Origin of the sequence: Mycobacterium decipiens, from assembly GCF_963853665.1 — a bacterium.
Classification (GTDB): Bacteria; Actinomycetota; Actinomycetes; order Mycobacteriales; family Mycobacteriaceae; genus Mycobacterium; species Mycobacterium decipiens.
The window spans coordinates 1,399,320-1,426,054 of record NZ_OY970459.1 but is presented as its reverse complement, the minus strand read 5'-3'; the positions used below and the strand labels follow the sequence as shown (position 1 = coordinate 1,426,054).

At 63.3% G+C, this 26,735-nt stretch carries 23 protein-coding genes, 1 other RNA gene and 1 pseudogene; 12 read left to right on the top strand and 13 right to left on the bottom strand.

Annotation, left to right across the window (positions count from 1 at the left end):
* From AADZ55_RS06580 to AADZ55_RS06570, 3 genes are read left to right on the top strand one after another with little or no spacing between them, the layout of a single operon-like run.
* Window positions 1–1,419: a WS/DGAT/MGAT family O-acyltransferase gene (locus tag AADZ55_RS06580; protein ID WP_085323475.1), complete on the top strand. Its 1,419-nt coding sequence runs from the start codon at window positions 1–3 to the stop codon at window positions 1,417–1,419.
* The gene (locus tag AADZ55_RS06575) at window positions 1,416–2,837 is read left to right on the top strand and encodes a WS/DGAT/MGAT family O-acyltransferase (RefSeq protein WP_085323380.1); all 1,422 of its coding nucleotides are present in this window, start codon (window positions 1,416–1,418) and stop codon (window positions 2,835–2,837) included. Before AADZ55_RS06580 ends, AADZ55_RS06575 begins: the two co-directional genes overlap by 4 nt.
* Window positions 2,834–4,357, top strand: a complete 1,524-nt coding sequence (locus tag AADZ55_RS06570) for an acyl-CoA synthetase (protein ID WP_085323379.1) — start codon at window positions 2,834–2,836, stop codon at window positions 4,355–4,357. Before AADZ55_RS06575 ends, AADZ55_RS06570 begins: the two co-directional genes overlap by 4 nt.
* A gap of 8 nt (window positions 4,358–4,365) precedes the next feature.
* Here the strand turns inward: AADZ55_RS06570 and AADZ55_RS06565 are convergent, their stop codons facing one another.
* Genes AADZ55_RS06565 through AADZ55_RS06550 form a run of 4 tightly spaced genes read right to left on the bottom strand, consistent with a single transcriptional unit; the run spans window position 4,366 to window position 9,892 of the window.
* Window positions 4,366–6,741 carry an arylsulfatase gene (locus AADZ55_RS06565; protein WP_085323378.1) on the bottom strand — a complete coding sequence of 792 codons (2,376 nt, stop codon included), beginning with the start codon at window positions 6,739–6,741 and terminating at the stop codon, window positions 4,366–4,368.
* 36 nt (window positions 6,742–6,777) lie between these two features.
* Complete coding sequence (locus AADZ55_RS06560; protein WP_085323377.1) at window positions 6,778–7,794, bottom strand: NADP-dependent oxidoreductase; 1,017 nt, start codon at window positions 7,792–7,794, stop codon at window positions 6,778–6,780.
* A complete protein-coding gene (locus AADZ55_RS06555; protein WP_085323376.1) occupies window positions 7,791–8,765 on the bottom strand; it encodes an LLM class F420-dependent oxidoreductase in 975 nt (324 codons plus the stop codon). The genes AADZ55_RS06560 and AADZ55_RS06555 overlap by 4 nt, the downstream gene beginning before the upstream one ends.
* Complete coding sequence (locus AADZ55_RS06550) at window positions 8,762–9,892, bottom strand: acyl-CoA dehydrogenase family protein (RefSeq protein WP_085323375.1); 1,131 nt, start codon at window positions 9,890–9,892, stop codon at window positions 8,762–8,764. Before AADZ55_RS06550 ends, AADZ55_RS06555 begins: the two co-directional genes overlap by 4 nt.
* A 79-nt stretch (window positions 9,893–9,971) precedes the next feature.
* On the opposite strand from AADZ55_RS06550, the gene AADZ55_RS06545 reads away from it, so the two are divergent.
* Together AADZ55_RS06545 and AADZ55_RS06540 are read left to right on the top strand one after the other, a co-directional pair.
* Window positions 9,972–10,448 (top strand): winged helix-turn-helix transcriptional regulator, encoded by a 477-nt coding sequence (locus AADZ55_RS06545; protein ID WP_085323374.1) that lies wholly within the window; start codon window positions 9,972–9,974, stop codon window positions 10,446–10,448.
* Window positions 10,449–10,543: 95 nt separating this feature from the next.
* Window positions 10,544–11,680 (top strand): cellulase family glycosylhydrolase, encoded by a 1,137-nt coding sequence (locus tag AADZ55_RS06540; RefSeq protein ID WP_085323373.1) that lies wholly within the window; start codon window positions 10,544–10,546, stop codon window positions 11,678–11,680.
* Window positions 11,681–11,761: 81 nt separating this feature from the next.
* On the opposite strand, the gene AADZ55_RS06535 is transcribed toward AADZ55_RS06540, so the two are convergent.
* On the bottom strand, window positions 11,762–13,138 hold the full coding sequence (locus AADZ55_RS06535; protein ID WP_242669971.1) for a PE domain-containing protein: 1,377 nt from the start codon (window positions 13,136–13,138) through the stop codon (window positions 11,762–11,764).
* Between the two features lie 236 nt (window positions 13,139–13,374).
* On the opposite strand from AADZ55_RS06535, the gene AADZ55_RS06530 reads away from it, so the two are divergent.
* From AADZ55_RS06530 to AADZ55_RS06510, 5 genes are all read left to right on the top strand, one after another.
* Window positions 13,375–14,064, top strand: coding sequence for a hypothetical protein (locus AADZ55_RS06530; protein WP_085323372.1), 690 nt, complete (start codon window positions 13,375–13,377; stop codon window positions 14,062–14,064).
* A 383-nt stretch (window positions 14,065–14,447) separates the two neighbouring features.
* A complete protein-coding gene (locus tag AADZ55_RS06525; protein ID WP_085323371.1) occupies window positions 14,448–16,739 on the top strand; it encodes an MMPL family transporter in 2,292 nt (763 codons plus the stop codon).
* 38 nt (window positions 16,740–16,777) lie between these two features.
* The gene (locus tag AADZ55_RS06520) at window positions 16,778–17,842 is read left to right on the top strand and encodes a type III polyketide synthase (RefSeq protein WP_085323370.1); all 1,065 of its coding nucleotides are present in this window, start codon (window positions 16,778–16,780) and stop codon (window positions 17,840–17,842) included.
* Window positions 17,843–17,854: 12 nt separating this feature from the next.
* Complete coding sequence (locus AADZ55_RS06515) at window positions 17,855–18,364, top strand: isoprenylcysteine carboxyl methyltransferase family protein (protein WP_085323369.1); 510 nt, start codon at window positions 17,855–17,857, stop codon at window positions 18,362–18,364.
* Entirely contained in the window at window positions 18,361–19,377 is a 1,017-nt protein-coding gene (locus AADZ55_RS06510) for an NAD(P)/FAD-dependent oxidoreductase (RefSeq protein WP_085323368.1), read from the top strand. The genes AADZ55_RS06515 and AADZ55_RS06510 overlap by 4 nt, the downstream gene beginning before the upstream one ends.
* 58 nt (window positions 19,378–19,435) lie before the next feature.
* Here the strand turns inward: AADZ55_RS06510 and AADZ55_RS06505 are convergent, their stop codons facing one another.
* Window positions 19,436–19,720 (bottom strand): hypothetical protein, encoded by a 285-nt coding sequence (locus AADZ55_RS06505; protein ID WP_133056393.1) that lies wholly within the window; start codon window positions 19,718–19,720, stop codon window positions 19,436–19,438.
* A 143-nt stretch (window positions 19,721–19,863) separates the two neighbouring features.
* On the opposite strand from AADZ55_RS06505, the pseudogene AADZ55_RS23475 reads away from it, so the two are divergent.
* Both AADZ55_RS23475 and AADZ55_RS06500 read left to right on the top strand, forming a co-directional pair.
* A pseudogene (locus AADZ55_RS23475) lies at window positions 19,864–19,950 on the top strand (DUF2510 domain-containing protein); the annotation flags it as partial.
* 54 nt (window positions 19,951–20,004) lie between these two features.
* Window positions 20,005–20,493, top strand: coding sequence for a hypothetical protein (locus tag AADZ55_RS06500; protein WP_341286269.1), 489 nt, complete (start codon window positions 20,005–20,007; stop codon window positions 20,491–20,493).
* Here the strand turns inward: AADZ55_RS06500 and AADZ55_RS06495 are convergent.
* The 7 genes from AADZ55_RS06495 to ftsE all read right to left on the bottom strand — a co-directional run bounded on the left by AADZ55_RS06495 (window position 20,490) and on the right by ftsE (window position 26,684).
* Window positions 20,490–20,666, bottom strand: a complete 177-nt coding sequence (locus tag AADZ55_RS06495; protein WP_207569001.1) for a hypothetical protein — start codon at window positions 20,664–20,666, stop codon at window positions 20,490–20,492. The genes AADZ55_RS06500 and AADZ55_RS06495 overlap by 4 nt on opposite strands.
* 652 nt (window positions 20,667–21,318) lie before the next feature.
* The gene (locus tag AADZ55_RS06490; RefSeq protein WP_242669957.1) at window positions 21,319–22,806 is read right to left on the bottom strand and encodes an ATP-dependent nuclease; all 1,488 of its coding nucleotides are present in this window, start codon (window positions 22,804–22,806) and stop codon (window positions 21,319–21,321) included.
* Between the two features lie 463 nt (window positions 22,807–23,269).
* Window positions 23,270–23,637, bottom strand: a transfer-messenger RNA (tmRNA) gene (gene ssrA / locus AADZ55_RS06485).
* 89 nt (window positions 23,638–23,726) lie between these two features.
* Window positions 23,727–24,578: a maleylpyruvate isomerase family mycothiol-dependent enzyme gene (locus AADZ55_RS06480; RefSeq protein ID WP_085323365.1), complete on the bottom strand. Its 852-nt coding sequence runs from the start codon at window positions 24,576–24,578 to the stop codon at window positions 23,727–23,729.
* 37 nt (window positions 24,579–24,615) lie between these two features.
* A complete protein-coding gene (smpB, locus tag AADZ55_RS06475; RefSeq protein ID WP_085323364.1) occupies window positions 24,616–25,098 on the bottom strand; it encodes an SsrA-binding protein SmpB in 483 nt (160 codons plus the stop codon).
* A gap of 2 nt (window positions 25,099–25,100) precedes the next feature.
* Complete coding sequence (ftsX, locus tag AADZ55_RS06470; RefSeq protein WP_085323363.1) at window positions 25,101–25,994, bottom strand: permease-like cell division protein FtsX; 894 nt, start codon at window positions 25,992–25,994, stop codon at window positions 25,101–25,103.
* The gene (gene ftsE / locus AADZ55_RS06465) at window positions 25,995–26,684 is read right to left on the bottom strand and encodes a cell division ATP-binding protein FtsE (RefSeq protein WP_085323472.1); all 690 of its coding nucleotides are present in this window, start codon (window positions 26,682–26,684) and stop codon (window positions 25,995–25,997) included.
* Window positions 26,685–26,735 lie beyond the last annotated feature (51 nt).

The window sequence follows — 26,735 nt, the reverse complement described above, 5'->3', positions numbered from 1 at the left end:
ATGCGCAGGCTCAACGGCGTTGACGCACTGATGCTGTACCTCGACAAAGGCAGCGCCTACAACCACACACTCAAGATCAGCGTGCTCGACCCGTCGACGGATCCCGACGGCTGGTCGTGGCCGAAGGCGCGGCAGATGTTTGCGGACCGCGCCCACCTGCTTCCGGTGTTCCGGCTGCGGTACCTACCGACGCCGCTGGGCCTGCATCACCCGATCTGGGTCGAGGACCCCGATTTCGATCTCGACGCGCACGTGCGCCGGGTCGTGTGTCCCGCTCCCGGCGGGATGGCGGAATTCTGCGAGCTCGTCGAGCAGATCTACGCCCATCCGCTGGATCGCGACCGCCCGCTGTGGCAGACCTGGGTGGTCGAGGGCCTCGAAGGCGGCCGCGTCGCCCTGGTGACGCTGCTGCACCACGCCTACTCCGACGGCGTCGGCATCCTGGACATGCTCGCCGCGTTCTACAACGACACGCCTGACGATGCCGGGGTGGTTGCGCCCGCGTGGGAACCGCCACCACTGCCATCGACAAGGCAGCGACTGGGTTGGGCGCTGCGAGACCTGCCCGGCAGGCTGGGCAAGATCGCGCCGACCGTGCGGGCGGTGCGGGATCGGGTGCGCATCGAACGCGAGTTCGCCAAAGATGGCGCGCGCCGCGTCCCACCCGCATTCGACCGTTCCGCACCGCCAGGCCCGTTCCAGCGCGGGCTGTCGCGCAGCCGGCGGTTTAGCTGCGAGTCGTTCCAGCTCGCCGAGGTTCGCGAGGTGAGCAAGACGCTGGGCGTCACGATCAACGACGTCTTCCTGGCGTGTGTCGCCGGTGGCGTTCGCCACTATCTCGACCGTTTCGGCTCGCTTCCCACCGAAGCGATGGTGGCCACGATGCCGCTCGCCGTCACCCCGGCGGCCGAGCGCGTCCACCCGGGCAACTACTCGTCGGTCGACTACGTCTGGCTGTACGCTCAGATCGCCGACCCGATCGAGCGGTTGCGCGCGACACACGTCGCCGCCGAGGCGACCAAGCAGCACTTCGCCCAGACCAAGGACGCCGACCTCGGCGCGGTGGTCGAGCTCCTGCCGGAACGCCTCATCTCGGGCCTGGCGCGTGGCAATGCGCGGACTAAGGGCCGCTTCGACACCTTCAAGAACGTGGTTGTGTCCAACGTGCCGGGGCCGCGTGAGCCGCGGTATCTCGGCCGGTGGCGCGTCGATCAGTGGTTCTCCACCGGGCAGATCTCCCATGGCGCCACGCTCAACATGACCGTCTGGAGCTATTGCGACCAGTTCAATCTGTGCGTCCTTGCCGATGCCGTCGCGGTTCGGAACACCTGGGAGCTGGTCCGTGGCTTTGCGACCTCGCTCGAGGAGCTGCTCGCGGCGGCCCGTGCGCACGCCACATCCAAGGAGATGGCCACATGACTCGCATCAGTCCGATTGATCTGTCATTCCTGCTGCTGGAGAGAGCCAACCGGCCAAATCACATGGCTGCTTTCACGATCTTCCAAAAGCCAAGAGGACAGAAGTCTTCGTTCGGGCCACGCCTGTTCGACGCGTATCGGCACAGCCAGGCGGCCAAGCCCTTCAATCAAAAGCTGAAATGGCTGGGCAGAGATGTCGCGGCGTGGGAAACGGTTGAGCCCGACATGCAATATCACATTCGGCACATCGCCCTTCCCGCACCGGGTTCCATGCAGCAGTTTCACGAAACAGTCTCGTTCCTAAACACCAGCCTGCTCGATCGGGGGCACCCGCTCTGGGAGTGCTACATCATCGACGGTATCGAGCACGGCCGGATCGCCGTCTTGCTCAAAGTGCACCACGCGCTCATCGACGGCGAAGGAGGGCTGCGCGCGATGCGCAACTTTCTCAGCGATTCGCCGGACGACAAGACACTGGCCGGTCCCTGGATGTCGTTCGAGAGCACTGACCGGCCACGCCGGACAGACACCACGTTGTCGCGCAGAGCGCAATTACAAGGAATGGTCAAGGGACTGGGTAGGCTGCCGGGAGGCGTTTTCGGCGTCGGTGCGGACGCGGCAGACCTTGGTGCGCAAGCGCTGACCCTGAAGGCACGCAAGGCTTCTCTGCCCTTCACGGCGCGAAACACTCTCTTCAATAACACGGCGAAATCAGCGGCGCGCGCGTATGCGAATGTGGAGTTGCCACTCGCCGACGTAAAGGCCCTCGCCAAGGCGACCGACACCTCCGTCAATGACGTAGTGATGACAGTCATCGATGACGCGCTGCATCATTACCTCGACGAACATCAGGCACCCACGGACCGACCGCTCGTGGCTTTCAAGCCGATGTCGCTGCGTGAAAAGTCGGGCGGGGGCGGAGGCAACCAGGTGAGCGCCGAACTGATCCCGATGGGTACACCCGAGGCGAGTCCCATTGAGCGCCTGAAGGAGATAAACGCAGCGACCACGAGCGCCAAGGACAAGGGGCGCGGCATGCAAACGACGTCGCGCCAGGCCTATGCGCTCCTGCTGCTGAGCAGCCTGACCATGTCGGATACCCTGCCCCTGCTCGGGAAGCTGCCGAGCGCCAACCTGGTGATATCAAACATGAAGGGGCCCACCGAGCAGCTCTACCTCGCCGGTGCGCCGATGGTTGCATTCAGTGGTCTGCCCATCGTGCCGCCGGGCGCCGGACTCAACGTCACCTTCGCAAGCATCAACACCGCGCTGTGCATCGCCATCGGCGCAGCGCCGGAAGCCGTCCACGAGCCCTTCCGGCTTGCCGAACTCATGGAACGGGCCTTTGCGGCGCTCCAAATCGAAACTGGGGCAACGAGTCTGATCAACCGCACGACAGCGAAGTCGAGAACCCGATGAAGAACATTGGCTCCATGCTCAGACAACGCGCAAGCGTCTCGCCGCGGCTCGAAGCCTACGTCGAGCCATCAACCAACGTCCGCATGAACTATGCAGAGATGAACGCACTGGCGAACCGGTGCGCCAACGTACTGACTTCACTCGGGATCGCCAAAGGCGACCGCGTGGGATTGCTGATGCCTAATAGTGTCGAGTTCTGTTGCCTGTTCTATGGCGCAGCCAAGATTGGGGCGGTGGCGGTCCCCCTCAACACACGCCTCGCGGCGCCTGAGGTGAGTTTCATTCTGTCCGACAGCGGCAGCAAGGTAGTGATCTACGGTGCTGCCTCGGCGACAGTGGTTGACGCCATCAGGGCGGAGACCGACCCTCCCCGCACGGTCACCGACTGGGTACCGGTAGGCGACGGCATTGACTCGTTGGGTGAACGTCTGAGGTCGGCGGCTGCCAACGAACCGACCTGCGACTGCGGCGGCGATGACAACTTGTTCATCATGTACACGTCGGGCACTACCGGAAATCCGAAGGGAGTGGTGCATACCCACGACTCGGTGCACGCAGCGGCGAGTTCATGGTCCTCGACGGTCGATGTGCGCTACCGGGACCGCCTGCTGCTACCCCTGCCGATGTTCCACGTGGCGGCGTTGACGACGGTCATCTTCAGCGCCATGCGCGGCGTCAGCCTGATCTCGATGCCACAATTTGATGCGACGAAGGTGTGGTCACTGATCGTCGATGAACGAGTTTGCATTGGTGGCGCCGTGCCGGCGATCCTCAACTTCATGCGCCAGGTGCCCGAGTTCGCCGAACTCAATGCGCCCGACTTCCGCTACTTCATCACCGGTGGTGCGCCCATGCCGGAGGCCCTGATCAAGATGTATGCCGCCAAGAGCATCGAGGTTGTTCAGGGCTACGCGCTCACCGAATCCTGTGGCGGCGGCACCCTGCTGCTCGGCGAAGACGCGCTGCGCAAGGCCGGCTCGGCCGGCCGCGCCACCATGTTCACCGACGTGGCCGTGCGCAGTGACGACGGCGTGATCTGCGAGCGGGGCGAAGGCGAAGTCGTGATCAAGTCCGACATCCTGCTCAAGGAATACTGGAATCGCCCGGATGCCACCCGCGACGCTTTCGATAACGGCTGGTTCCGTACCGGCGATATCGGCGAAATCGATGAAGAGGGCTACCTCTACATTAAGGACCGTCTGAAGGACATGATTATTTCCGGTGGCGAGAACGTCTACCCGGCCGAGATCGAAAGCGTAATCATCGGCATTCCCGGGGTCAGCGAGGTGGCGGTCATTGGCTTGACCGACGAGAAGTGGGGCGAGATCGCTTGCGCCATTGTCGTTGCCGATCAGAGCGAGGTCAGCGAGCAACAGATCGTCGAGTTCTGCGGAGCCAGACTCGCGCGCTACAAGTTGCCGAAGAAGGTGATCTTCGCCGAGACCATTCCCCGCAACCCGACTGGCAAGATCCTCAAAAGGATACTGCGCGAACAGTATTCGGTGAGCGTCCCGACGTGATGCGGTGACTACTGGCGCGCCATCGCGATCCGGAAGCGTTCATCGGGTTCGATGTAGTGATCGGCGTCTTTGGCGTCCTCGCCGAGATCGATTCGGACCCAGTTGATTTTGCCGCTGAATCTGCTGGTATGGGCGGTGTAGTCGGGGCTGACGGTGGTGCCCGACTCGTAGCCGATATCGGTGGTTTCGTCGGCGGAGAATATGAAGCCTTGGGTCTGCTCGACGCGCCCCGCGCCGACGTGCTTGCCGTCGTAGAAGAGGGTGACGTCACCACCCTTGCCCATGCCGCCGCCATCATAGGCGAACTCCATACGTAGCTGCGTCACACCGGCCGGAATCTTCCCGGTCGCTTCGATGTCGTATGCCTTGATGCCCAGCACGTTGTAATGGAACTTGACTCTGCCGTCTCTGATGTACAAGCTCCAGCCGCCAAAACGCCCGCCCTGGGCGATGATTACGCCTTGGGCACTCTCCGACGGCACCTCCACCTCTGACGTGATGGCGAACGACTTGTTCTTGATGTCGAGCACGCTGTTTTCCGACAGGCGGCCCATCCCAGCAAATAGCAGTTGCGAGTTGCCCTTGATCAGGCTGGGCCGGCCCGCCAAAGTGGGGTTGATGCGTTCGATTTGCCGGTCGTCGAGCGGGAGCACGTTGTACTTGACCGCCTCGATCAGCCAAAGGCGCTGCAATTCATGCAATTTGTCCGGGTTCTCTTTGGCGAGGTCGTTGGACTGCGTCCAGTCCGAGTTGCCGTCGTAGAGTTCCCAGACGTCGTCATCAAAGGCAGGCATGGCCTGCCCGCTCATCTCCCAGGGTGTGCGATGCTTGGTCACCGCGCTCCAGCCCTTGTGATAGATGCCGCGGTTGCAGAACATTTCGAAATACTGGGTCTCGTGCCGCTCGGGCGCCGCGGCGTCGTTGAAGCTGTAGAACATGCTCGTGCCCTCGTACGGACTCTGTAGTACTCCATTGACGATCGTCGGCTGCGGGATCCCGGCCGCCTCCAACACGGTAGGCGCCAAATCGATGACGTGGGTGAACTGGTTGCGTATGCCGCCCTTCTCCTCGATCCCCTTGGGCCAGTGCACGATGGTGCCGTTGCGGGTGCCACCCCAGTGCGAGGCCACCTGTTTGGTCCACTGATAGGGAGTATCCATCGCCCACGCCCAACCCACCGCGTAATGCCCGTATGACCCTTCGCCACCGAAATCGTCGAGTTTGGACATCAGGAATCCGGGGGTCTCCATGTCGGCCATCCCGTTGAAGTTGGCCATCTCGTTGAACGCGCCCTGCAGCGTGCCCTCCGCCGATGCGCCGTTGTCGCCGACGATGACGTAGATGAGTGTGTCGTCCAGTATCGGTTCGAGAGCATCGAGCAACCTACCGACGTGATAGTCGGTGTGCTCGAGGAAGGCGGCGTACACCTCCATTTCGCGTTCCAGCACCGGTTTGAGTTGGGGATCCATGTCGTCCCAGGCGGGGATTTCTGCGTGACGCGGGGTGAGCACCGCGTCGGGCGGGATGACGCCGAGTTCCTTCTGCCGCTCGAAGGTGATCTCGCGTTGGCGGTCCCAGCCGTGGGCAAACTTGCCCCGGTATTTCTCGATCCACTCCTTCGGCACCTGATGGGGTGCGTGCGTGGCGCCCGGCGCAAAGTACATGAAGAACGGTTTGTCCGGCAAGAGTGCCTTCTGCTGGCGCACCCAGTTGATGGCCTTGTCCGCCAGGTCCTCGGTCAGGTGATAGCCGTCGGCCGGCGTCTTCGGGGGCTCGATCGGGGTAGTGCCCTCATAAAGGGCGGGGTCGAATTGATTGTTCTCCCCGCCGATGAAGCCGTAGAAGTACTCGAAGCCACCGCCGCCCGTCGGCCACGCGGTGAACGGCCCCGCCGGGCTGGTCTGCCAGACGGGGACCTCATGGCACTTGCCGAACTGCGCGGTCGAATAGCCGTTGAGCTTTAGCGTCAACGCGAGTGGTGCTTTCGTGTTCGGCAGTACCGAGGTGTATCCCGGTGCGGCAGTGGCGGTCTCGGTGATGTTTCCCATACCCACCGAATGATGGTTGCGGCCGGTGAGCAGTGCCTGCCGGGTTGGCGAGCACAACGCCGTGGTATGCAATCGGGTGTACTTCAGGCCACCGGAGGCGAGCTTCTCGAAATTCGGAGTCTGGCATGGCCCCCCGAACGCACTGCTGGCGCCAAACCCAACATCATCGATCAAGACCACCACCACGTTCGGCGCTTCCTCGGGCGGCCGCACATCCCTGATCGGCGGATAGCTGGTATCTGGGTCTTTTGCGTCGTAAGTAGTCAGACCGACATGACCGACATCTGGAATGGGCAGAATGTCACGCCGGTTGCCCGGGGCTGATGACGTTGCCATGGTTCCCTCCCCACAGGAATACCTAAGCCTGGTCGGCTAGGAAGCGCCGTCGAGCGCGAGAACCAGTTTGCCGGTGTTTCGACCACGAAACAACGCCAATAGCGCCTCAGGAAAGTCGCCGACGTCGCCGTGGACGACCTGTTCACGCGAGTGCAACTCGCCACTGCCCAACCAAGTCGCCAGCTGCACAACGGCTTCGCCGTAGCGGTCGGCGTAGTCGAAGATCACAAAGCCCGTCATCGAGGCCCGTGCCACCAGCAGCTGCATGTAGTTGGCCGGCCCGCGCAGCTCGCCGGTCGCGTTGTACTGCGAGATGGCCCCACAGAGTACGACGCGCGCGCCATGAGCCAGCCGCGACAGCCCAGCCTCCAGCGCCTCGCCCCCGACGTTGTCGAAGAAAACATCAATGCCGTTGGGTGCGTGCGCCTTTAGCCGCTTGCGTAGATCGCCGACCTTGTAGTCGATGGCGGCGTCGAATCCCAGCTCCTCGACCAACCAGCGGCACTTGTCCTCGCCGCCGGCGATGCCGATCGCCCGGCACCCGTTGATCCGCGCAATTTGCCCGGCGATGCTGCCCACCGAACCGGCGGCTCCGGAGACGACGACGGTCTGGCCGGGCCGCGGCCGGCCAACATCGAGTAGCCCGAAGTAGGCCGTCAGCCCGCTGATGCCGAGTGCACCGAGATGTACCGGAGCGGGCGCCAGGGTGGTGTCGACCGGCGTCACACCGCCACCGTCGGAAAGGGCGTACCGCTGCACCCCGAACAGGCCGTGCACCTGATCGCCCGCTACGAAATCCGGGTGACGCGAGTCGATGACGCGCCCGATGCCGCCCGCCCGCATTACCTCGCCGACCTCGACCGGCGGCACGTACGACCGACCCGCGTTCATCCACGTCCGCATCGCCGGATCGACCGATAGATACTCCACCCGCACCAGGAACTCGCCGTCGGCCGGGCTCGCGGCGGGCTCGTCGGCGACCCGCCAATCCGAGGGCTGGGGTAGGCCGGTCGGCCGGGCGGCCAGCCGGCACACGGTGTTGACCAGCGTCATGATGCACCCTTTCCGGTCAGCGCGTGCAGGGTCGCGCGGCCGCCCGGGTCCTCGGCCGTGACGGGCACGACCGCAACACAGTCGGCGCCGGCTTCGGCGTAGGCAGCCAGCCGTGCCGCGACTCGATCGGCGCTGCCCAACGCGGACACCCTGTCGAGCAGTTCGATGGGGACGGCGGCCGCCAGGTCACGACGACTCGCTCCGGCACGGGCCGTGCGGACCAAGTCGGCAAAACCCATCGCGCCGAACATTTCTCCGTAGCCGGGCGGGGCGAGATACACGGCCAACTGCGATGCCAGTTGGGTGTGCGCGGCAGCGCCGGGGTTGACGGCGACCGGCACCCACACCGTGAGCCGGGGCGCGGCGCGACCGGCCGCCGCGGCTGCGGTGTCAACGGCCGCCCGAACCTGCCCGACCCGAGACGGCGATGCCAGATTGAGCACGATTTCATCGGCGTGCCGCGCCGCCAACCGAATCATGCCAGGACCGAACGCCCCCAACGCAATTCGAGTGTCGGGTGCCGCACCGCGCAACCGGAATCCGCGGCTTTCGACGTGCTTGCCACTGTACTCGACGCGCGCACCGGTGAGTATCGACCGCAAGCATTCGATGGTTTCGCGCATGACCGGCACGTGGTGCGCCCATCGTCGGTCATGCCAGCCCGTCACGATGGTCGGACTGGAGGCCCCCAACCCGACGTCGACCCGGCTGCCGGTGAGAGAGGCGACCGAACTTACCCCCAGCGCCAGCCCCACCGGGCCACGAACGCCGACGGGCAGCGGGCCGATCTTCAAGGCCATCTCGGGCGCTCGGAGCCCGATTGCGGTCGCGAGCGCGAACGCATCGTAGCTGGCCATCTCGCCAATCCACACCGCCTCGAAGCCGGTGTCGGCCGCCGCCAGCGCGACATCCATCGCCTCGCCGTCGGGCCGGTCCAGCCAGAACGGTAGGGCGACTTCCATCCCGGTCACAGCATCGACACGTCGGCCGGTTGGTCGAGCAGGACGCGGCCGGGCAGCTCTCGTGATGCCTCGTTGACCTGGAAGTGGGCGGTCGCCGTGAATGCGTCGCGGAACCGACGCTGCAGCGGTGAGCCGTCGTAGATGGCGCTGCCGCCCCCCAGGTCATACATGGTGCGCGCCACGTCGGCCGAGGTCCGTACCGCGTGGGTGGCCGCCAGACGTAGCCGGTTGCGCATCGCCACCGGCACCACCTCAGCCTCGTGGCTGGCCTGCCAGGCCGCCTCGATCGCCTCGTAGCACAGCGCGCGAGCGCCGCTCAAAGCCGACTCGGCCGTGGCCACCGCCGCTTGGGTCGCTGAGCGTTGCGCCAAGGTGCGCGTCGATCCAAGCCCTTTCTTGCCACCGGCCAGCTCGATGAGGTCGTCGATGGCCGCACGAGCGTTCCCCAGCGCGGCGGCACCGATCGACAACGCGAAGAATCCGAACACCGGAAAGCGATACAGCGGCCGGTCCACCCTCGGCCCGTCGAACACCGAGAACACGCGATCGGCGGGCACGAAGACATTATCGGCAACGCAGTCATGGCTGCCGGTGCCGCGCAGACCCAGCGTGTGCCAGGTGTCGAGGACCCGCAGGTCCCCTTTGGGTAGTGCAACCACAGAAGGCCCCGACCGCTCGTCCACGAAGCAGCCGGCGAACATCATGTCGGCGTCGTTGATCCCGCTGCAGAATGGCCAGCGCCCGGACACCACAACACCGCCATCGACCGATCTTGCCGTGCCACGCGGAGCCCACACCCCCGCCGCGACACCCCGCCCGTCGCCGAACATTTCCGCGCGGCTGGACGCCGGCAGGTAGGCGACCAGCAGGGCACTGGTGATCGCGATCGACACGCACCAGCCCGCCGAGGCGTCGCCACGCGCCACCGTTTCGGCACACCGCAATGCCGGTCCGGGCGCCAGCTCCAGCGCCTCAACCTCTGCAGGCATGGTGGCCCGCAGCAGCCCCGCCTCGCGCAGCCGGGTCACCAGCTCGTCGGGCAGCCCGCGATCCCGGTCGATCTGCGCGGATAACTCCCGGGCCGAAAGCGCGATCTTCTCGGCGAGGATCTCGATCTCGGTGTCGCTCTGCTTCATCGGCGGCTCCTGGGTACGGACGGTTCAATGAAGTTACCACCCCTGGTTCAGTGATTGAACCGGGTACAGTTGGTGAACCATGGCCGTTACCGATCTCTCCCACCGCTTCGACGGGGAGTCGGTCGGCCGGGCACTCGAGCTGGTCGGTGAGCGCTGGACACTCCTCATCCTGCGTGAGGCGTTCTTCGGGGTGCGGCGCTTCGGTCAGTTCGCGCGCAACCTCAGCATTCCGCGACCCACGCTGTCGTCGCGGCTGCGGATGCTTGTGAACGTGGGCCTGCTCGACCGGGTGCCGTATTCCTCCGATCCCGAGCGCCACGAGTACCGGCTCACCGAGGCGGGCCGCGATCTGTTCGCCGCGATCGTCGTCCTCATGCGGTGGGGGGACGAGCACTTGGCGCAGCCGGAAGGGCCACCGATCGTGCTGCGCCACCACACCTGCGGCGAGGATGCCGATCCCCGCCTGATCTGCACCCACTGCGGCGATGAGATCACCGCGCGAAATGTGACGCCCGAACCGGGCCCGGGCTTCCGCGCCAAACCGGCGTCGTCGTAACGATTCCCAACCTCAAGTATTGCGAATCGATAAGCAAGCCCAAACACGGCGCCGCGCAAGGCGAACACATCGCCCGCGAAATCTATCGTCGCTTCGTGCATCGTCGAACGACCCTGAAACTGCCGCTGCTGCTGGCGGCCGGCACGGCACTGGCCCGCGCGCCCCGTGCCGCAGCCGAACCAGGCCGGTGGTCGGCTGACCGTGCCAACAACTGGTATCGGGCGCACGGCTGGCTCGTCGGCGCGAACTACATCACCTCAACCGCCATCAATCAGCTCGAGATGTTTCAGCCGGGCACCTATGACCCGCGGCGCATCGACAGCGAGCTGGGTGTGGCCCGGTTTCACGGGTTCAACACGGTGCGCGTCTTCCTCCACGATCTGCTGTGGGCCCAGGATCCACGCGGCTTCCAAGGCCGTCTCGCGCAGTTTGTCGGCATCGCGGCGCAGCACGGCATCAAGCCACTCTTTGTCTTGTTCGACTCCTGTTGGGATCCGATCCCCAGGCCAGGTCGTCAACGCGCGCCCAGACCCGGGGTGCACAACTCCGGTTGGGTGCAGAGCCCGGGCGCCGAACACCTCGATGACCGGCGCTACCAACGGATTCTGTGCGACTACGTCACCGCGGTCTTGAGTCAGTTCCGCAATGATGATCGCGTGTTGGGATGGGACCTGTGGAATGAGCCCGACAATCCCGCGCGCGTGTATCGCAAGGTGGAAAGGAAGGACAAGCTGGAGCGGGTCGCAGAGCTGCTTCCGCAAGTGTTCCGGTGGGCGCGTGCGGTCGATCCGAGTCAGCCGTTGACAAGTGGCGTCTGGCAGGGGAACTGGGCGGATCCCGGGCACCGCAGCACAATCGGAGGCATTCAGCTCGACAACGCCGACGTGATCACCTTCCATAGCTACGCCGCCCCGGCCGACTTCGAAGCCCGGATCGCTGAACTTGCCCCGCTGGGGCGACCGATCCTATGCACCGAGTACCTGGCTCGGTCCCGGGGCAGCACAGTTGAAGGCATCCTGCCAATCGCCAAGCGACACAACGTTGGCGCATTCAATTGGGGTTTGGTCGCTGGAAAGACTCAGACGTACCTGCCGTGGGACTCGTGGGATCACCCGTACAAAGCGCCCCCGAAAGTGTGGTTCAGCGACCTGCTACAACCCAATGGGCGGCCCTATCACGACGACGAAGTTCACACGATTCGCAAGCTGACCGGCGCGCAGAGCCAGGATTAGCCACACGATTCTTTGGGGAGCCAGTCTTCGGCCGCAACCGGACTCCTGGACAACCGGGCCGCATCTCTGCGTGACTCCCGCTCAGGCCGCGATGCCGAGTTGCTGGTTGATCTGCGGGAGGTATCGCAAACCGTCCAAGGTGAGCAGAACCCAATCGTGAATTTGGCCGTTGGCCAGTACGAAGCTGATCGGAGCCCCTTGGTCTACGGCCGCTTGTTGGAGGACGAACACGTCGGGTGCGAGTATGTCCAGGTTGCCCGCATAGACATACGTCGGCGGGAGTCCGCTAAGCGACCCATACAGCGGACTCACCAGCGGGTCGGTTACCGCAAGATCGCCTGCCCACACCTTGCCGATCTGTTGGGCAGGCCCAACCGGCAGCAGTGGATCGGCGACCAACGCGATGTTTGGATTGGTCATCCCTACGTCCAGCCACGGGGACAGCAGAACCATCGACTCGGGTACGGGGTTGCCCTGGCCCACCATGTGCTGAACGGCCGCTAATGCGAGGTTGCCGCCCGCGGAGTCACCGATCACGCTGACATTGGACGCCCCGTGTTGAGCGATTTGGGCGGAGATGAGGCCCGCCATCTGGGGTACCACAATGCCAGCGGTTCCACCTTCCTGGACCAACGGGTAAATCGGCACTTGAACGGTCGCGCCGGTCTGGTGGGCCATCACCGAGTAGTTGATCCAGTGGAGAAATGAAGGCGGAAGGACAAACCCGCCACCGTGAATGGCGACCACGTGTTCGCCGGTGGGACTGATCGGCGTGATCTGCACGACGCTCATCCCGTCATATGCGGTGTACTGGACCGTTTGTCCCAGCAGCAAGTTCAACAACGGTGGCGGAGAGTTCCCGACAATCCACGATATCGGCGGGATGTCGCTGGCAATCAGCGACAATAGGGGGTTGCCTGGCACAGCAAGTTGAGTTTCGAGTCCGGACAAGCTGAGCAGCGGTTTCACCGGCCACAGCGCGGCGGTTTCCAACCTGGTTACCAGGGATGGTGTGCCGGTGAAGGTCCCTTCCTGCGTTGCCGGGAAGGGCCCAGCAGCCGGCGCTCCGAATATTTCGGTGAACGCCGTGTTGGTCAACCGGGTGAAACCAGTGGCCAGCGTCGTAGGGGTCTGCTGAATTTCCTGCTGAACGAAGGCCAAACCGTTACCGATAGCTCCGGCGAACCCGCCCTCCAACAGCGCAGCGTTGCCCACCTCGGCAGCGGTATATACCCCCGCAGCGCCGGTCAATGCCTGCACAAACCGCTGATGAAAAGCCGCTACCTGTGCGCTAACAGCTTGATAGCTCTGGCCGTGGGCGGAAAACAACGCCGCGATCGCCGTCGACACCTCGTCTTCGGCAGCGGCTAAAACTCCCGTGGTGGCACCCGCCACGCCCTGGTTCGCCGTCGCGACCAACGAACCAATTGCGGCCACATCCGTGGCCGCGGCGGACATCACCTCCGGCAATGCAAAAAGATAAGGCACCGCGCCGCTCCCGCCACCCCAGACAACCTCCCAAGTTGCCCAGCCGATACAGATCGCCGAGTAGTCGGAGCCTATGCCCGCGCCGAGGAATCGCGAAGCAGTTTGCACCGAACTCGCGCCGTCGGATTCGGACTTGCCCGAGCCCAAGATTCGCAAGCCGCAGCTGCCGCAGCTACGGTCAACCGCGGCGGGTACAACTAGAGGCTATGACTTATCCTCACCAGTTTGGCGTGCCGCAGATTGTGCTGGCAGGTGTGGCCGTCGGCGCTCTGGTGATGTTGCTGTCGTCGGTGGTCGGGCGACGCCGGATGATGAAATCCAGCGACAGTTCTGCGCAGTCGGCGCAGCGGGGGCGCCGACTGCGATTCCGGCCCGCACGAGCGGTGAGCGGCGTTGCACTGCTGATTGTTTCGCTTCTGCTGCTCTGGTTCGCCACGCTGGTGCAGACCTATTTGGGTCTGACTGGCGAAGTCAAAGCCGCCCACGTGCTGGCGACTCCGGTCAGCAACGCCACACACCGCCTGAACGTGGATCTCACGCTCTACGACGATGACGGCAACGCATACGCGCACCAGACCTATCAGGTCGAAGGCGACCTGTGGGTGCTGCAAGCCAACATCGTCGAGCTCCACCACTGGGTGAATGTCCTGGGGGTGCATTCCGGCTACAAGGTGACCCGCCTGTTTGGTGAACGCCTCGACGGGGTTGCGCCGACACAGCACCACATCTTGCTGAACGGCGGTGACGCGAGCTTTTTCGCCGACATGCGCGGGGGCAAGTGGTGGACCAAGCCGTTCGTGCGGTCGGCATACGGCAACGCCGTCATCTCTGCGCCCGGTGAATACGACGTCTACATCTCCCAGGACGCGATCAAGACCCGCATGAGCGATGACTAGCAGACGGTGATGGACTCTGACCTGAGCAAAAGCCCGCTACCGTCCGCTGGCATGGCATCGATCCGGCGTCCCCCGTCATATCGGCGTGCTGCCGCGGCGCCCCACTGCGCACCACTCCACAAGCCACGTGAGGGATAGGGAAGCATCTGCCATCCGCACCGCCGCCGCATCCTGAGCACAATGCGCAAAAGCTCAAAATCGGCGGTTGCGTGGGTATTGCGCACAAGCGAGCCACGATCACCGCCAATCCGTAACTTCGAACGAAGCCGGGCGGCGGCGACCGTCCCGATATCGACACCGACAAGGAGAAGTGCAGTGGGACTCCCTGTCAAAGCAGCGGCTAGTTAATCGAATCAAGTTCAATCCTGACAGAAGAGAGAACCTTGCTAAACCAGATTGCGAGGATGGCGATCACCGGTCCACGACGCGTCATCGTCGCGGCAGCCCTCCTCACATTGGCCCTGGCCATCTTTGGTATCCCAGTAGCAAACAGCCTGTCCGTCAGTGGATTTCAAGATCCGACGTCGGAATCGGCGAGGGCGAGCCAGCTCCTGACGGACAAGTTCAGCCAGGGTGACACACAGCTGCTCGTCACCGTCTCCACACCAGATGGCGTCGACAGCCCGGCCGCTCGGGCCGCGGGCACTGAAATTGCCGACCAACTGAGAAGCTCGCCACATGTGGTCGATGTGGCCTCGCCGTGGACAGCACCGCAGGCCGCCATCGATCTGGTTAGCAAGGATCGAAACACGGGGCTAATCGTCGCGGGCATCACGGGAAACGAAAGCGACCAGCAGAAGTACGCCGACGAGCTCGCCACCCAGGTGACGCACGACCGTAGCGGCGCGACCGTGCGGACGGGCGGCGCCGCAATGGTCAACGTTCAGATCACCAAGCAGTCGCAGCGCGACCTGCTGTTGATGGAATCGATCGCGATCCCACTCAGCTTCCTCGTGCTGGTCTGGGTATTTGGCGGTCTGATCGCAGCAGCCCTGCCCGTGGCCATCGGCGGAATGGCGATTTTCGGCGCCCTTGCGGTGCTGCGTGCGATCTCGTTCGCCACCGACGTGTCGATATTCGCACTCAACCTCACCACCGCCATGGGTTTGGCGCTGGCCATCGACTACACGCTGTTGATAATCAGCCGCTACCGCGACGAGTTGGCTGACGGCGCAGACCGCGAGGTTGCCGTGGTTCGCACCGTGGTCACGGCGGGTCGCACCGTATTGTTCTCGGCCACAACGGTCGCCCTCTCAATGGCGGTCATGGTGTTGTTCCCGATGCATTTCCTAAAGTCCTTCGCCTACGCGGGTGTCGCCGTCGTTACGTTCGCCGCCTTCGCCGCCGTGGTTGTCACGCCCGCCGCGCTGGTCGTGCTCGGCGACCGGCTGGATTCCTTCAACATCCGTCGGCTCGTTCGCCGCCCGCTGGGCCGGCCCGAGCCCGCCCCGCAGCCCGTCCAGCGGCAGTTCTGGTACCGCTGGACGAAGTTTGTCATCCGCCGTGCCGCGCCGGTCGGACTGGGAGGCGTCGCCGTCCTGGTGTTCCTTGGTCTGCCGTTCCTCAGCGTCAAATGGGGCTTCCCCGACTACCGCGTGCTGCCTACCTCGGCCTCCGCGCACCAGGTCGGCGACCAACTGCGCGACAACTTCGCCATCAATTCCGAGACCGCGGTGACCATCGTCATTCCCGACACAGACGATCTAACCCGCAGCGAGATTGAGGAATACGCCGTTGACCTGTCGCGGGTGCCCGAGGTCTCCGCGGTCTCCACCCCGACCGCAACCTACATCGCTGGCGCCGCCGTCGGACAACAGTCTGCCCCGGCGGGCCAGACCCGAGGCAGCGCGTTCCTTACCGTCGACAGCACAGCTCCGCTGTTCTCCGACCGCTCCGAAACCCAGCTCGACCGCCTGCACGCGGTCCCCACCCCGGGTGGCACGAAAGTCGATTTCGCCGGCACCGCCCAGACCAATCGAGACAGTGTCGACGCCATCGCATCACGTTTGCCACTGGTGCTCGGGCTGATCGCCAGCATCATGTTCGTCCTGCTCTTCCTGTTGACGGGCAGCGTCGTGATGCCGCTGAAAGCGTTGGTGCTCAACGTCCTTTCGCTCACTGCCGCTTTCGGCGCGGTGGTGTGGATCTTCCAGGATGGGCACCTCGGCGCGTTCGGAACGACGCCCAGCGGGATCTTGGTCGCCAACATCCCGGTGCTGCTGTTCTGTATCGCTTTCGGCTTGTCGATGGACTACGAGGTGTTCCTGGTCTCCAGAATCCGCGAGTTCTGGCTGGCATCCGGAGCCGCCGACAACGACGAGAGTGTGGCCCGCGGAATCGCCCGCACCGGTCGGGTCGTTACCGCTGCCGCATTGATCATGTCGATCTCCTTCGCTGCGCTGATTGCGTCCAACGTGTCGTTCTTGCGGATGTTCGGCCTTGGCCTCACGGTGGCCGTCCTCGTCGACGCCACTTTGGTGCGAATGGTTCTGGTGCCGGCATTCATGCACATCCTCGGACGACGAAACTGGTGGGCTCCCGCGGCCCTGGTCCGCGTGCACAAGCTTCTCGGGCTCAACGACGGTGACTCCGTCGCGATACCCGAGCAAGGGTTGGCCACGGGCCCAACCGACCAACAATTCAATGCCGAATTGACCAATGGGTTGCGCGTCTAACCGAATTGCGCCACAACCACGTTCTAGGGAAAGTTGATATGAGTGTTATCGCAGGAGTGCAGGGTGCGTTACCGCCGCACCGCTACGCCCAAGAGGAGATCACCGAAGCGTTCGTCCGGCTTCCGGGTTACGCACCCCATGAGGATCTCGTCCGGAAACTACACGCGCATGCCAAAGTCGACAGTCGCCATTTCGTTCTTCCACTGGAGAGATACTCCTCCCTTACCGATTTCGGTGAGGCGAACGACATCTTCATCGAGAACGCGGTCGAGCTCGGATCTGCCGCCCTGTCTCGTGCGCTCGACGAGGCGGGCCTCAAGCCGGAGGACGTCGATCTGATCGTCACGACCACGGTGACCGGCTTGGCGGTGCCGTCGTTGGACGCCCGCATTGCCGGCCGCCTGGGTCTGCGGCCAGATGTGCGCCGTATGCCGCTGTTCGGCCTGGGCTGCGTCGCCGGAGCGGCCGGCGTCGCGCGGTTGAACGACTACCTGCGAGGTGCGCCGAACGATGTGGCGGTACTGGTGTCAGTCGAGTTGTGCTCGCTGACTTACCCCGGTGCCGAGCCTACGGTCGCCACCATGGTCGGAAGTGCGCTGTTCGCTGACGGCGCCGCGGCGGTGGTCGCCGTGGGCGATCAACGCGCCGAGCGGATCGGTGTGCGTGGGCCAACTGTCGTGGACTCGCGAAGCCGGCTGTACCCGGACTCCCTGACCACGATGGGGTGGAACTTCGGCGCGTCCGGACTCTCGCTTGTCCTGTCTCCCAACGTTGCCACCCTCATTGAGCGGCACCTGGCCGACGACCTGACCGGATTCCTGTCCGGCCATGGGCTGACGATCGACGACATCGGCGTTTGGGTGAGCCACCCGGGCGGCCCGAAGGTCATCGAGGCGATCAACAAATCCCTGGTGTTGCCCGATGAGGCGCTCGAGCTGACGTGGCGTTCGTTGAGCGAGGTCGGAAACCTGTCGTCGTCGTCGGTGCTGCACGTATTGCGCGACACGCTTGTAAAAAAGCAGCCGGCCAGCGGCAGTCCAGGGATGCTGATGGCAATGGGTCCCGGTTTCTGCGCAGAGCTCGTGCTGCTGCGGTGGCACTGACCTTCGCCGCCCATGTCCTGGTACATATTGCTGATCGTCGCGGTCGCGGTCGAGCGCGTCGTTGAACTGGTCGTCTCGAACCGTAACCTCGCGTGGAGCCGCGCCCGTGGCGGCATCGAATTCGGCGCTCGCCACTACCCGACCATGGTCACACTGCACATCGGTTTGCTGATGGGATGCCTGGTGGAAGTGCTTGCGCTGCACCGTCCATTCGTTGGAGCGCTCGGCTGGCCGATGTTGGCGCTGGTGGTCGGGGCTCAGGTCCTGCGGTGGCGGTGCATCACCACGTTGGGCCCGCAGTGGAACACCCGAGTCGTCGTCATACCCGATGCACCCCGGGTCACTGGCGGCCCATACCGGTTCTTCTCACACCCGAACTATGTCGCCGTGGTGGTCGAGGGAATCGCGCTGCCATTGCTGCACGGCGCATGGATCACAGCACTCGTGTTCACCGTGCTCAACGCCGCATTGTTGCGCACGCGGATCGGTGTCGAAAACGCTGCCCTTGCAGGCCTGAAATGATTGACCTCCTGGTGGCAGGTGGAGGCCCGGCCGGACTCACGACGGCGCTATACGGCGCCAAGGCCGGACTCGAGGTCGTCGTGATCGAAAAGCGCTCGGGGACAATAGACAAGGCCTGCGGTGAAGGATTGATGCCGCATTCCTTGGCACATCTCAACCGCCTTGGCGTAGATCCCCCGGGTAAACTGTTCCACGGCATTAGCTATCACGACGGACGTCGGAGCGTCAGCGCGGCGTTTCGATCCGGTGTTGGGCGCGGAGTACAGCGATCGGCATTGCACGGCGCACTCCTGGACGCGGTGGCAGCCGCCGGTGTGAAGGTCGTGCAAGGCGACGTCGGCGAGGTCAGTCAGGATGCGATGTCGGTGCGGTGCGGCGGCTTTCGCGCCCGCTACCTCGCCGCCGCAGACGGGCTGCACTCGCCGATCCGCACCGCGCTCGGGCTGGCTATGCCAACAAATGACCGGCGCCGGTGGGGAATTCGCCGCCACGTCCAGATCGCTCCCTGGCAGGAGAACATCGAGGTGCACTGGTCCGACGACGAAGAGGCGTACGTCACCCCGGTGTCCGACGAGTGCGTCGGCATCACGATCCTCACCTCCCGCCGCGGGCGATTCGACCGGCACCTCGAATCGTTCCCGTCGCTGGACGACCGGGTAGCAGGCCGGCCGCACAGCCGCGACCGCGCCGCGGGCCCGCTACGGCAGAAGGTACGCAGCCGGGTTGCCGGCCGGGTGTTGTTGGTCGGTGACGCAGCAGGATACGTCGACGCGCTGACCGGCGAGGGGCTGGGCATTGCGTTCGGGGGCGCCGAGTTGCTGGTCGGGTGCGTCGCCGCCGACCGGCCCGCCGCCTATGAACGCCGATGGCGCCGCATGTCCCGCCGGTACCGCATGCTGACGGCGGCGGCGCTGCACGCCAGCGCCTACCCGGCGGTGCGCTCCCGGATCGTGCCGGCCGCAACGCGGCTGCCCACCGTCTTCAGCGCTCTCGTGAACCGGCTCGCCGAGTAGCCATTGCTCGCGGCAGCCGAAGCGGCGGCGCTGGTGCATGCGTCGCCGCCACGACGCTTCAGCATGGATGCGAACTCACCCCGACGTAGCCGTCTTCGTGGCCGTCGAACTTGCCCAGGACCACTCGGTCTGGGTTGTCACCAACGCACTGGGTCGACATGTCGGCGACTTGCCGGCTGAGATCTGCGGTGGGTCCGCCGTGCACGTGCGCGGAATTGAGATCAAACGCGGCCTGGTCTGCCCAGGAGTGGTAGACGAGGGAATGCTCGAAGCCCATCGGTGCGTGCGATGAAACCGCTGGACCGGTATCGAGCACACCCCATGCGGGTGTCCGGTGGCGCACGCGGGAAGGTACTCCCGACAGTTCGCCATACCGCTCACGGAATCTCGTGGCTGCTCGTAGCATTGGCAGATACTTCGCTTCGATCCAAGCGCTAAGGAGGCGACGTGGAGCCCAACCAATACCCGCAGTCGTTGCCTCCGCCTATGTGGTGTCCGGACCCGGCAGGCACCAACCGGCTCCGCTGGTGGGACGGCTCCAAGTGGACCGAGCATTACGCGCAAATTCCCGCGCCAGAGCCCGCCGTATCGGCTGTGCCCGCTCGATCTGCCACGCACAATTCATCGTTGGTCACTGACTACACGCTTCGGCCGACCGGAAAGCCGGCAATGGCCCCTAGAGGGGCGAACGGTCGAAACTCATCTCCACTTGCCGATGTCGTCGCAGCGGCGACACTTGAGGAGCCCCGCTATCCTCTCGAAGAGCAGATCGAAGTTGTCGGGGAGACTTACCGCACCAAAGACATTCGCCGGGTTTTCCAGGAAGCCGGTGTGCCGATCACCGAATGTGGTGTGACCCTCAAGTCGGTCCGCTGCATCCTCGTCCCCGAGCCATGGAACGAGCACGACCCGAACGCGGTCGCTGTGATGATCGGGCAGAACCACGTCGGCTACCTCGCCGCCGGCCTTGCTGCGTCGTACACCGATGGCCTCCAACGCATCGCGCGGCGGGGCAGTCTGGCAACAGGTGAGGCGAGGATTTGGGTGAAGAGCGATGACGGGATCATCCGGGCACGTGTGACAATCCTTATCCCGGAGGCTTCCCAATTTGACTAGGTGAGCGTCGTCACCCGGCAGTGCGCCGGCTTGATCTGTTCCGGACGGGTGGCGTATTGGCGGGCGTGGAAGCTTGCCGGTTCCTGGGGGGTGGCCCCGACAACGCCCGATGCCCCGCCTGCGGCACTCCACGGGACATTCGCGCAGCCGCCCGCTGCTCCGGCTCCGCGCACGGCGTTAACCCACACGGCTACGTCGTCGCGGGTGAGCTTCCCCAGCGGACTGTTATGGCGCGTTGCGGGGTGTCGGCAATATCGGCCTTCTCTGGAGCTTGCTCCGGCCCGAACGCATCGACCAAGGCACAGAACTTGTCGGCCTGCCCTGCGTCCGGGAAGGAGGTAGAGGTCTGGCGACTACCCCGCCCGCCTATCCGGTAGGCCACCGAGAAGTAGGGCGATCGTCCTTTCGCTGCGTTCACGAACAAGGGCCACGCCGGGCATCCTAGCGTCGAATCGTGCTGACGCGGTGCTGATGTGGCCGATATTTGTACTATTCATGCTGCTCACTCTGTGGAGCTGCCGGGAGTAGAATTACGCCGTTGCGCTGGGAAACACCCCCTGACCTGGCTATTGGCCTACGTAGCGTTCCGAGAAATTGCCTGGTATTACGGCGTTTTCGGAGGTCGGGTGTGTACGTGTACCCACCGCGCACATATTCCCGGCAGCTTCACGACGGGGTTTGCTATGCCCCGAACAACTCCCGACAGCTCAAATCATCGGTCGTCGGCCGGATAGCGTACACGCCGTGCCTACGATTCCAGAATTTGCACTTCGCAACTCGAAGCGGCGGCCAGCCGGGAATTATCGCGGCGCACGATGTCGTATCCTACGTAGCGACCGGCACTAGATTGCGAAATTGATCGACAAGTTGAGTGACCTCGTCCGGGAACTCCTGAGCCCAGATCGCCATAAAAGCCGTTGCTACCGTTTGGCCAGACGTAAAATCGAGATCTTCGCCTATTTGTTCCCAGATGACGTGGACGTCGTAATTTGTCAGCATTCGCGCATTGATGACGTCTTTTACGCGTACTTGTTGGTTTGGGGGTAACTGCATAGATACTGTCAATTTCGCAGCAACGGTATCAAGTCGGCTGACGACACGATCCAGAATATGCGCTTCGGGGTGCCCACTTCCGGGAAGTACAAATACCTTCTTTTCTGCATCTGCGCCGGCCGAGTGGTCGGCATCCAATAAGCAGACAGACGGAAACGTCGAGGTCGGGTCGAGATTGTGTTGCTCATTCACCTTCAGCGCCGGACTTGCACCACCCATGCGGTGGATTTTAATGGCGGATAACTCGACGCCTTTCGTATACCGCAGCACCGTCGCTGTTAACAACTCGGCGTACGCGTCCTCCACAAAGATTGCGAGACTCGCATCTATTTGACCCGTGATCGTTCGCAGGGCGGCAATATCCAACTTACCTTGCAGGACTTCTCCGTTGTAAGCAGCCCATATAGCGCGAGATGGTAAAGGCGCTAAAGCATCATTCGAATGGGTAGTGAAGATAACTTGGCAGGCCTTTCTCGCTGCGACGTCGATTAGATACTCGACCATCCGTCTAGTCGCAACGGGATGAAGCCCGTTCTCAATTTCTTCCACTAGAATCAAGGCGTTTTCTGACGCGTTCTCGATGTCACTAACAATCCGGATGACGCTGGCTTCACCAGCCCCGAAGTGAAATTCAGAGTATTCGGCCCCTTTATTAGTCTGGCCTGCATACATTGTGACTTTGCCGGATTGGTCCACAGACAGCCGATTAAAACCTTCAATAGGCTTCCCTAATATTCGCGCAACGTTTTCCGAAACAATGTCTGTCAATGCAATCTCTTGGAAAGCCATAAACTTACCGCCTACTGCTCTGACCAACTCTCTGCGTTCCGTTGCAGGCACGGTGCGCTCGACGCCAAATATCAATACTTCCCGTTCAACAGCAGAGCGGTTCCATTTTGCTTTAAGGTAACTTGCTGTACGTGGAACCGGAATTCTTGGATTTATCTCCTTGTCGATGAGCTGATATTCAACAGTCCAGTCCTTCATACTGCTGTCATATTTGCCACTCTTAGCAAAAAATCGCCTTGGCGGCACATCGCGATAGATGAGTCCGGCTGCGCCGAGTATCGTTGTCTTGCCTCCACCATTCGGTCCCACCAGAGCGGTAACTGGAAAGTCAAATGTGACTTCGCGATCCGTAAAGCCACGCACTCGTTTGAGCACGAGTCTGCTCAGATACTTCCCGTAGTTTCCCTTTGAAACCTTCTCCTCAAGAGCATGGATCGTGCTAGTGCGGATCTCACTCTTAATCTCGGTCAACTGCGCAGAACCCCTATGAACGACAAACTTCGTCGGACCAAACAGTACTCCGACGATCTCCGCTGCATGCGGGTCCCGACGCGCGTGTCTTCATACTCGTACTGGTCCGAAATGTTCGACCTCGAAGTTCGACGCCTGTTGCATCGCGACCACCCGAACACTGGCGCCCCCGCGTGGTGAAGGGCGGCGAATCGCCGCCACTCTAACCCATGGACACCGTTACATTGGTCGCGGCGGCACTCGTCGCAGTCTCGACTGAAATGTTTGCTAGTCAACCGCCGACTCGGGCCTGCGACTGGGACTCCGTCCGCCTTCTGCGTACATAGGCCCCGATAGCGCTTCCCGGCATTTCTCCTGGGCCATCGAGGGCCCGCCGTTGCGGCATCTGGCGATGGACGATCAAACAATTCGCAGACCATGTGTACACGGTGTCTTAGGGTGACCTTATAAGTGCTGGTGAAGTCGGTGGAGCTGCCGGGAATCGAACCCGGGTCCTACGGCATTCCCTCAAGGCTTCTCCGTGCGCAGTTCGCTATGCCTCTACTCGGATCTCCCGGTCACGCGAACTAGCCAGGATGACGATCCCAGTCGCTGTGGTTGTCCCGATGAGTCCCGCGACCGAACTCATCGGTGGATCCCTCTAGCTGATGCCAGGGTCCGGGCCGAGGGCGTTCCCGGTCTGACAGACTAGCCGTCGCTTAGGCAGCGAGAGCGTAGTCGCGCTGATGTGAATCGGCGCTTATATGGTTGCAACGACGCTTACGGTGGTCTCTTGCCTGCACCGGCACGCTTCCCTTGATTCGATGCGCGAAGTCGAAACCGTTCAGCCCCTTGTCTGATTTTGCGCATCCCGCCGACCTTCGGCAGGACAACCCATAGTACGCCGATTACAACCAGTGGCGACTGAATAAACTTCCCGATCAGATCACGAAGTTCAGGCGCTCGACGATATGAGCTGCCAGGTCTTTGTCGCCGCCGAATTCCACGTCCTGGTCGCGGGCCGGGCTCATCGGGCGCCCACCGGCCAGCCGGGTGAACTGCAACCCGTCCAGCCGGATCGTCGCCGTCGGCTCTGCCCCGCCGAAGTCGTCGACCACCTGGGCGCGACCATCAACAGCAACGCGCATGCTACGGGCCAGCGGGCCGGTCAGCTCGAACAGCACGCGGGAGCCGTCGGGCGCTTTGGCCAGCTTGCCGACGACGAACCCCATGGTTGCCGCGATCTCATCAAGGGCCAGTCGCGGCGCCGGCCCGTCGAGGTCACCGTCGGAAGAGGGGCGCTGCAGGGCAGCACGGATGTCCTGCTCGTGCATCCAGCAGTCGAAGGTGCGTATCCGCATGAACCGCCCGTAGCTGTCCGGGCCGGAGGGCGTCGTAGTCGCCGCGTTCCATTCGTCATCGGAAAGGCCCGCCAATGCCTTGCGCCGCCTACCAGTCACTTCGCGAAACCGCGCGAGTACGCCGGCACCCGATTCTGCGCTGAGATGTCGCACCCAGCACTCGTTCATCACGCCGATGGGGTTGCGCACATGCCCCAGCGCGGAGACGTCGACGTCTGGTTCGGGTGCGGCGATGCCGAGCAGAAACGACTCGGTACCGACGATGTGTGCCACCACCGCCTTGACATCCCAACCGGGCAGCGGACTCGTCACCCGCCAGTCCGGCTCAGACAGTCCATCAAGCAGCGCATCGAGGGAATCCCATACGGCGAACAGCCCGCCCAGCACCTCGGACTTGTCGAGCTCGGTAAGGGGACGGCCCGGTTTGGTCACGAAAGCGATGCTAAACCTCGCCTCGCCGAGCGCTCGATCAGGTCATGCCCTTGGCGCGGCGACCCAACTCGCGCAGCACTTCGCGCTGGGCATCGCGACGGGCCATGTCCTGGCGTTTGTCGCGGGCTTGCTTGCCTCGTGCCAACGCAAGCTCGACCTTGACCTTGCCCTCGGAGAAGTACAGCGCCAACGGCACCAGGGCAAAGTTGCCTTCGCGGATCTTGCCGATCAGGGTGTCGATCTGGCGGCGATGCAACAGCAGCTTGCGGTTGCGTCGCGGCTCGTGGTTGGTCCAGCTGCCGTGCCGGTATTCGGGAATGTGCACGTTGCGCAGCCACACTTCGCCGTCGTCGACGGTGGCGAACGAATCGGCCAGCGACGCCTGCCCTTCCCGCAGGCTCTTCACCTCGGTGCCTTGCAGCGCTACCCCGGCCTCGAACACCTCGATGATCGAATAGTTGTGCCGGGCTTTGCGATTGGTGGCGACGATTCGTCTGCCGCCATGCGACGACTTGGACACGGCTAGCGCCGCACGTAGATGCGCAACGTTACGTATGCCGTCAACCCGGACATCGCCACGCCCACCAGCAACAGCCACGGGGAAATGAACAGGATGTCCGCAAAGTCGACCTTGGCAACGAGATTGGCTTGATAGAACTGGTTCAGCGCATTCTCCAGGAACATCGCCCGCACCACGATCAAGCCCGCGACGGCGATGCCGACCCCCACCGTCGCGGCCAGCATCGCCTCCAACAGGAAGGGCAGCTGGGTATACCAGCGGCTGGCGCCGACCAAGCGCATGATGCCGATCTCGGTGCGCCGCGTATACGCGGCCACCTGAACCATATTGGCGATCAACAGAATCGCCCCGACGGCCTGCACCAGCGCGACGGCGAACGCGGCTTTGCTCAAACCGTCCAGGACCGCGAACAGCCGGTCGATCAGCTCTTTTTGATTGAGCACGTCGAGAACGCCGGGCTGCCCCCGCATGGCGGTGTCAAAGTCTTTATGCTGCTCGGGGTTGTCCAGCTTGACGATGAACGACGCCGGGAACGAATCCTTGCCCGCCACGTCCTTGAACTGCGGGAACTTGCGGATTGCGTCGTCGTAGGCCTGCTGGCGGTTGAGGAAACGCACCGCTTTGACGTCGGATCGCTTTTCGATCTGCGCCCGCAGCGCCTTACACGGGTTGGCATCGCAGGTCGGGTCGTTGGCGGAGACATCGTCGGTGAGAAAGACCTGGGATTCGACCCGGTCGAGATAGATGGCTCGGGAGCTATCGGCCAACCGGACGACCAACAAACCACCACCGAACAAGCCGATCGAGATCGCGGTCGTCACGATCATCGCGATCGTCATGGTGACATTGCGACGAAAGCCGGTAAGGACCTCGTTGAGTAGGAAACCGAAGCGCACTTAGCGATCCATCCCGTAGACGCCACGCTGTTCGTCACGCACCAGCCGGCCCAGCGACAGCTCAACCACTCGCTGCCGCATCGAGTCGACGATGTGGTGGTCGTGGGTAGCCATCAGCACCGTCGTGCCGGTGCGGTTGATTCGCTCCAATAAATCCATGATGTCCTTACTGGTTTCCGGGTCGAGGTTGCCCGTGGGCTCGTCGGCCAGTAGTACCAAAGGCCGGTTGACAAATGCGCGGGCAATCGCAACGCGCTGTTGCTCGCCGCCTGACAACTCGTCGGGCAGCCGGTTGGCTTTGCCGGACAGACCGACCGTCTCGAGCACCTCGGGCACCACCCGGTTGATCGCGTCGGTGCGTTTGCCGATCACCTCCAGTGCGAAGGCCACGTTGTCGTACACCGTCTTCTGCTGCAACAACCGAAAGTCCTGGAAGACGCAGCCAATCACCTGACGCAGCTTCGGTACGTGGCGACCGCGGAGTTTGTTGACATGAAACTTCGAGACCCGGACATCACCGCTGGTCGGCGTCTCCGCGGCCAGCAGCAGCCGCATGAAGGTCGACTTGCCCGAACCCGACGGGCCGATCAGGAAGACGAACTCACCCTTGTCGATCTTGACGTTGATGTCGTCCAACGCGGGACGCGCCGACGACTTGTACTGCTTGGTGACATGGTCCAGGGTGATCATCACGGCACGCCAGTGTAGCGGTGACTTTCGCTGGTAGGCGAAATTAACGGG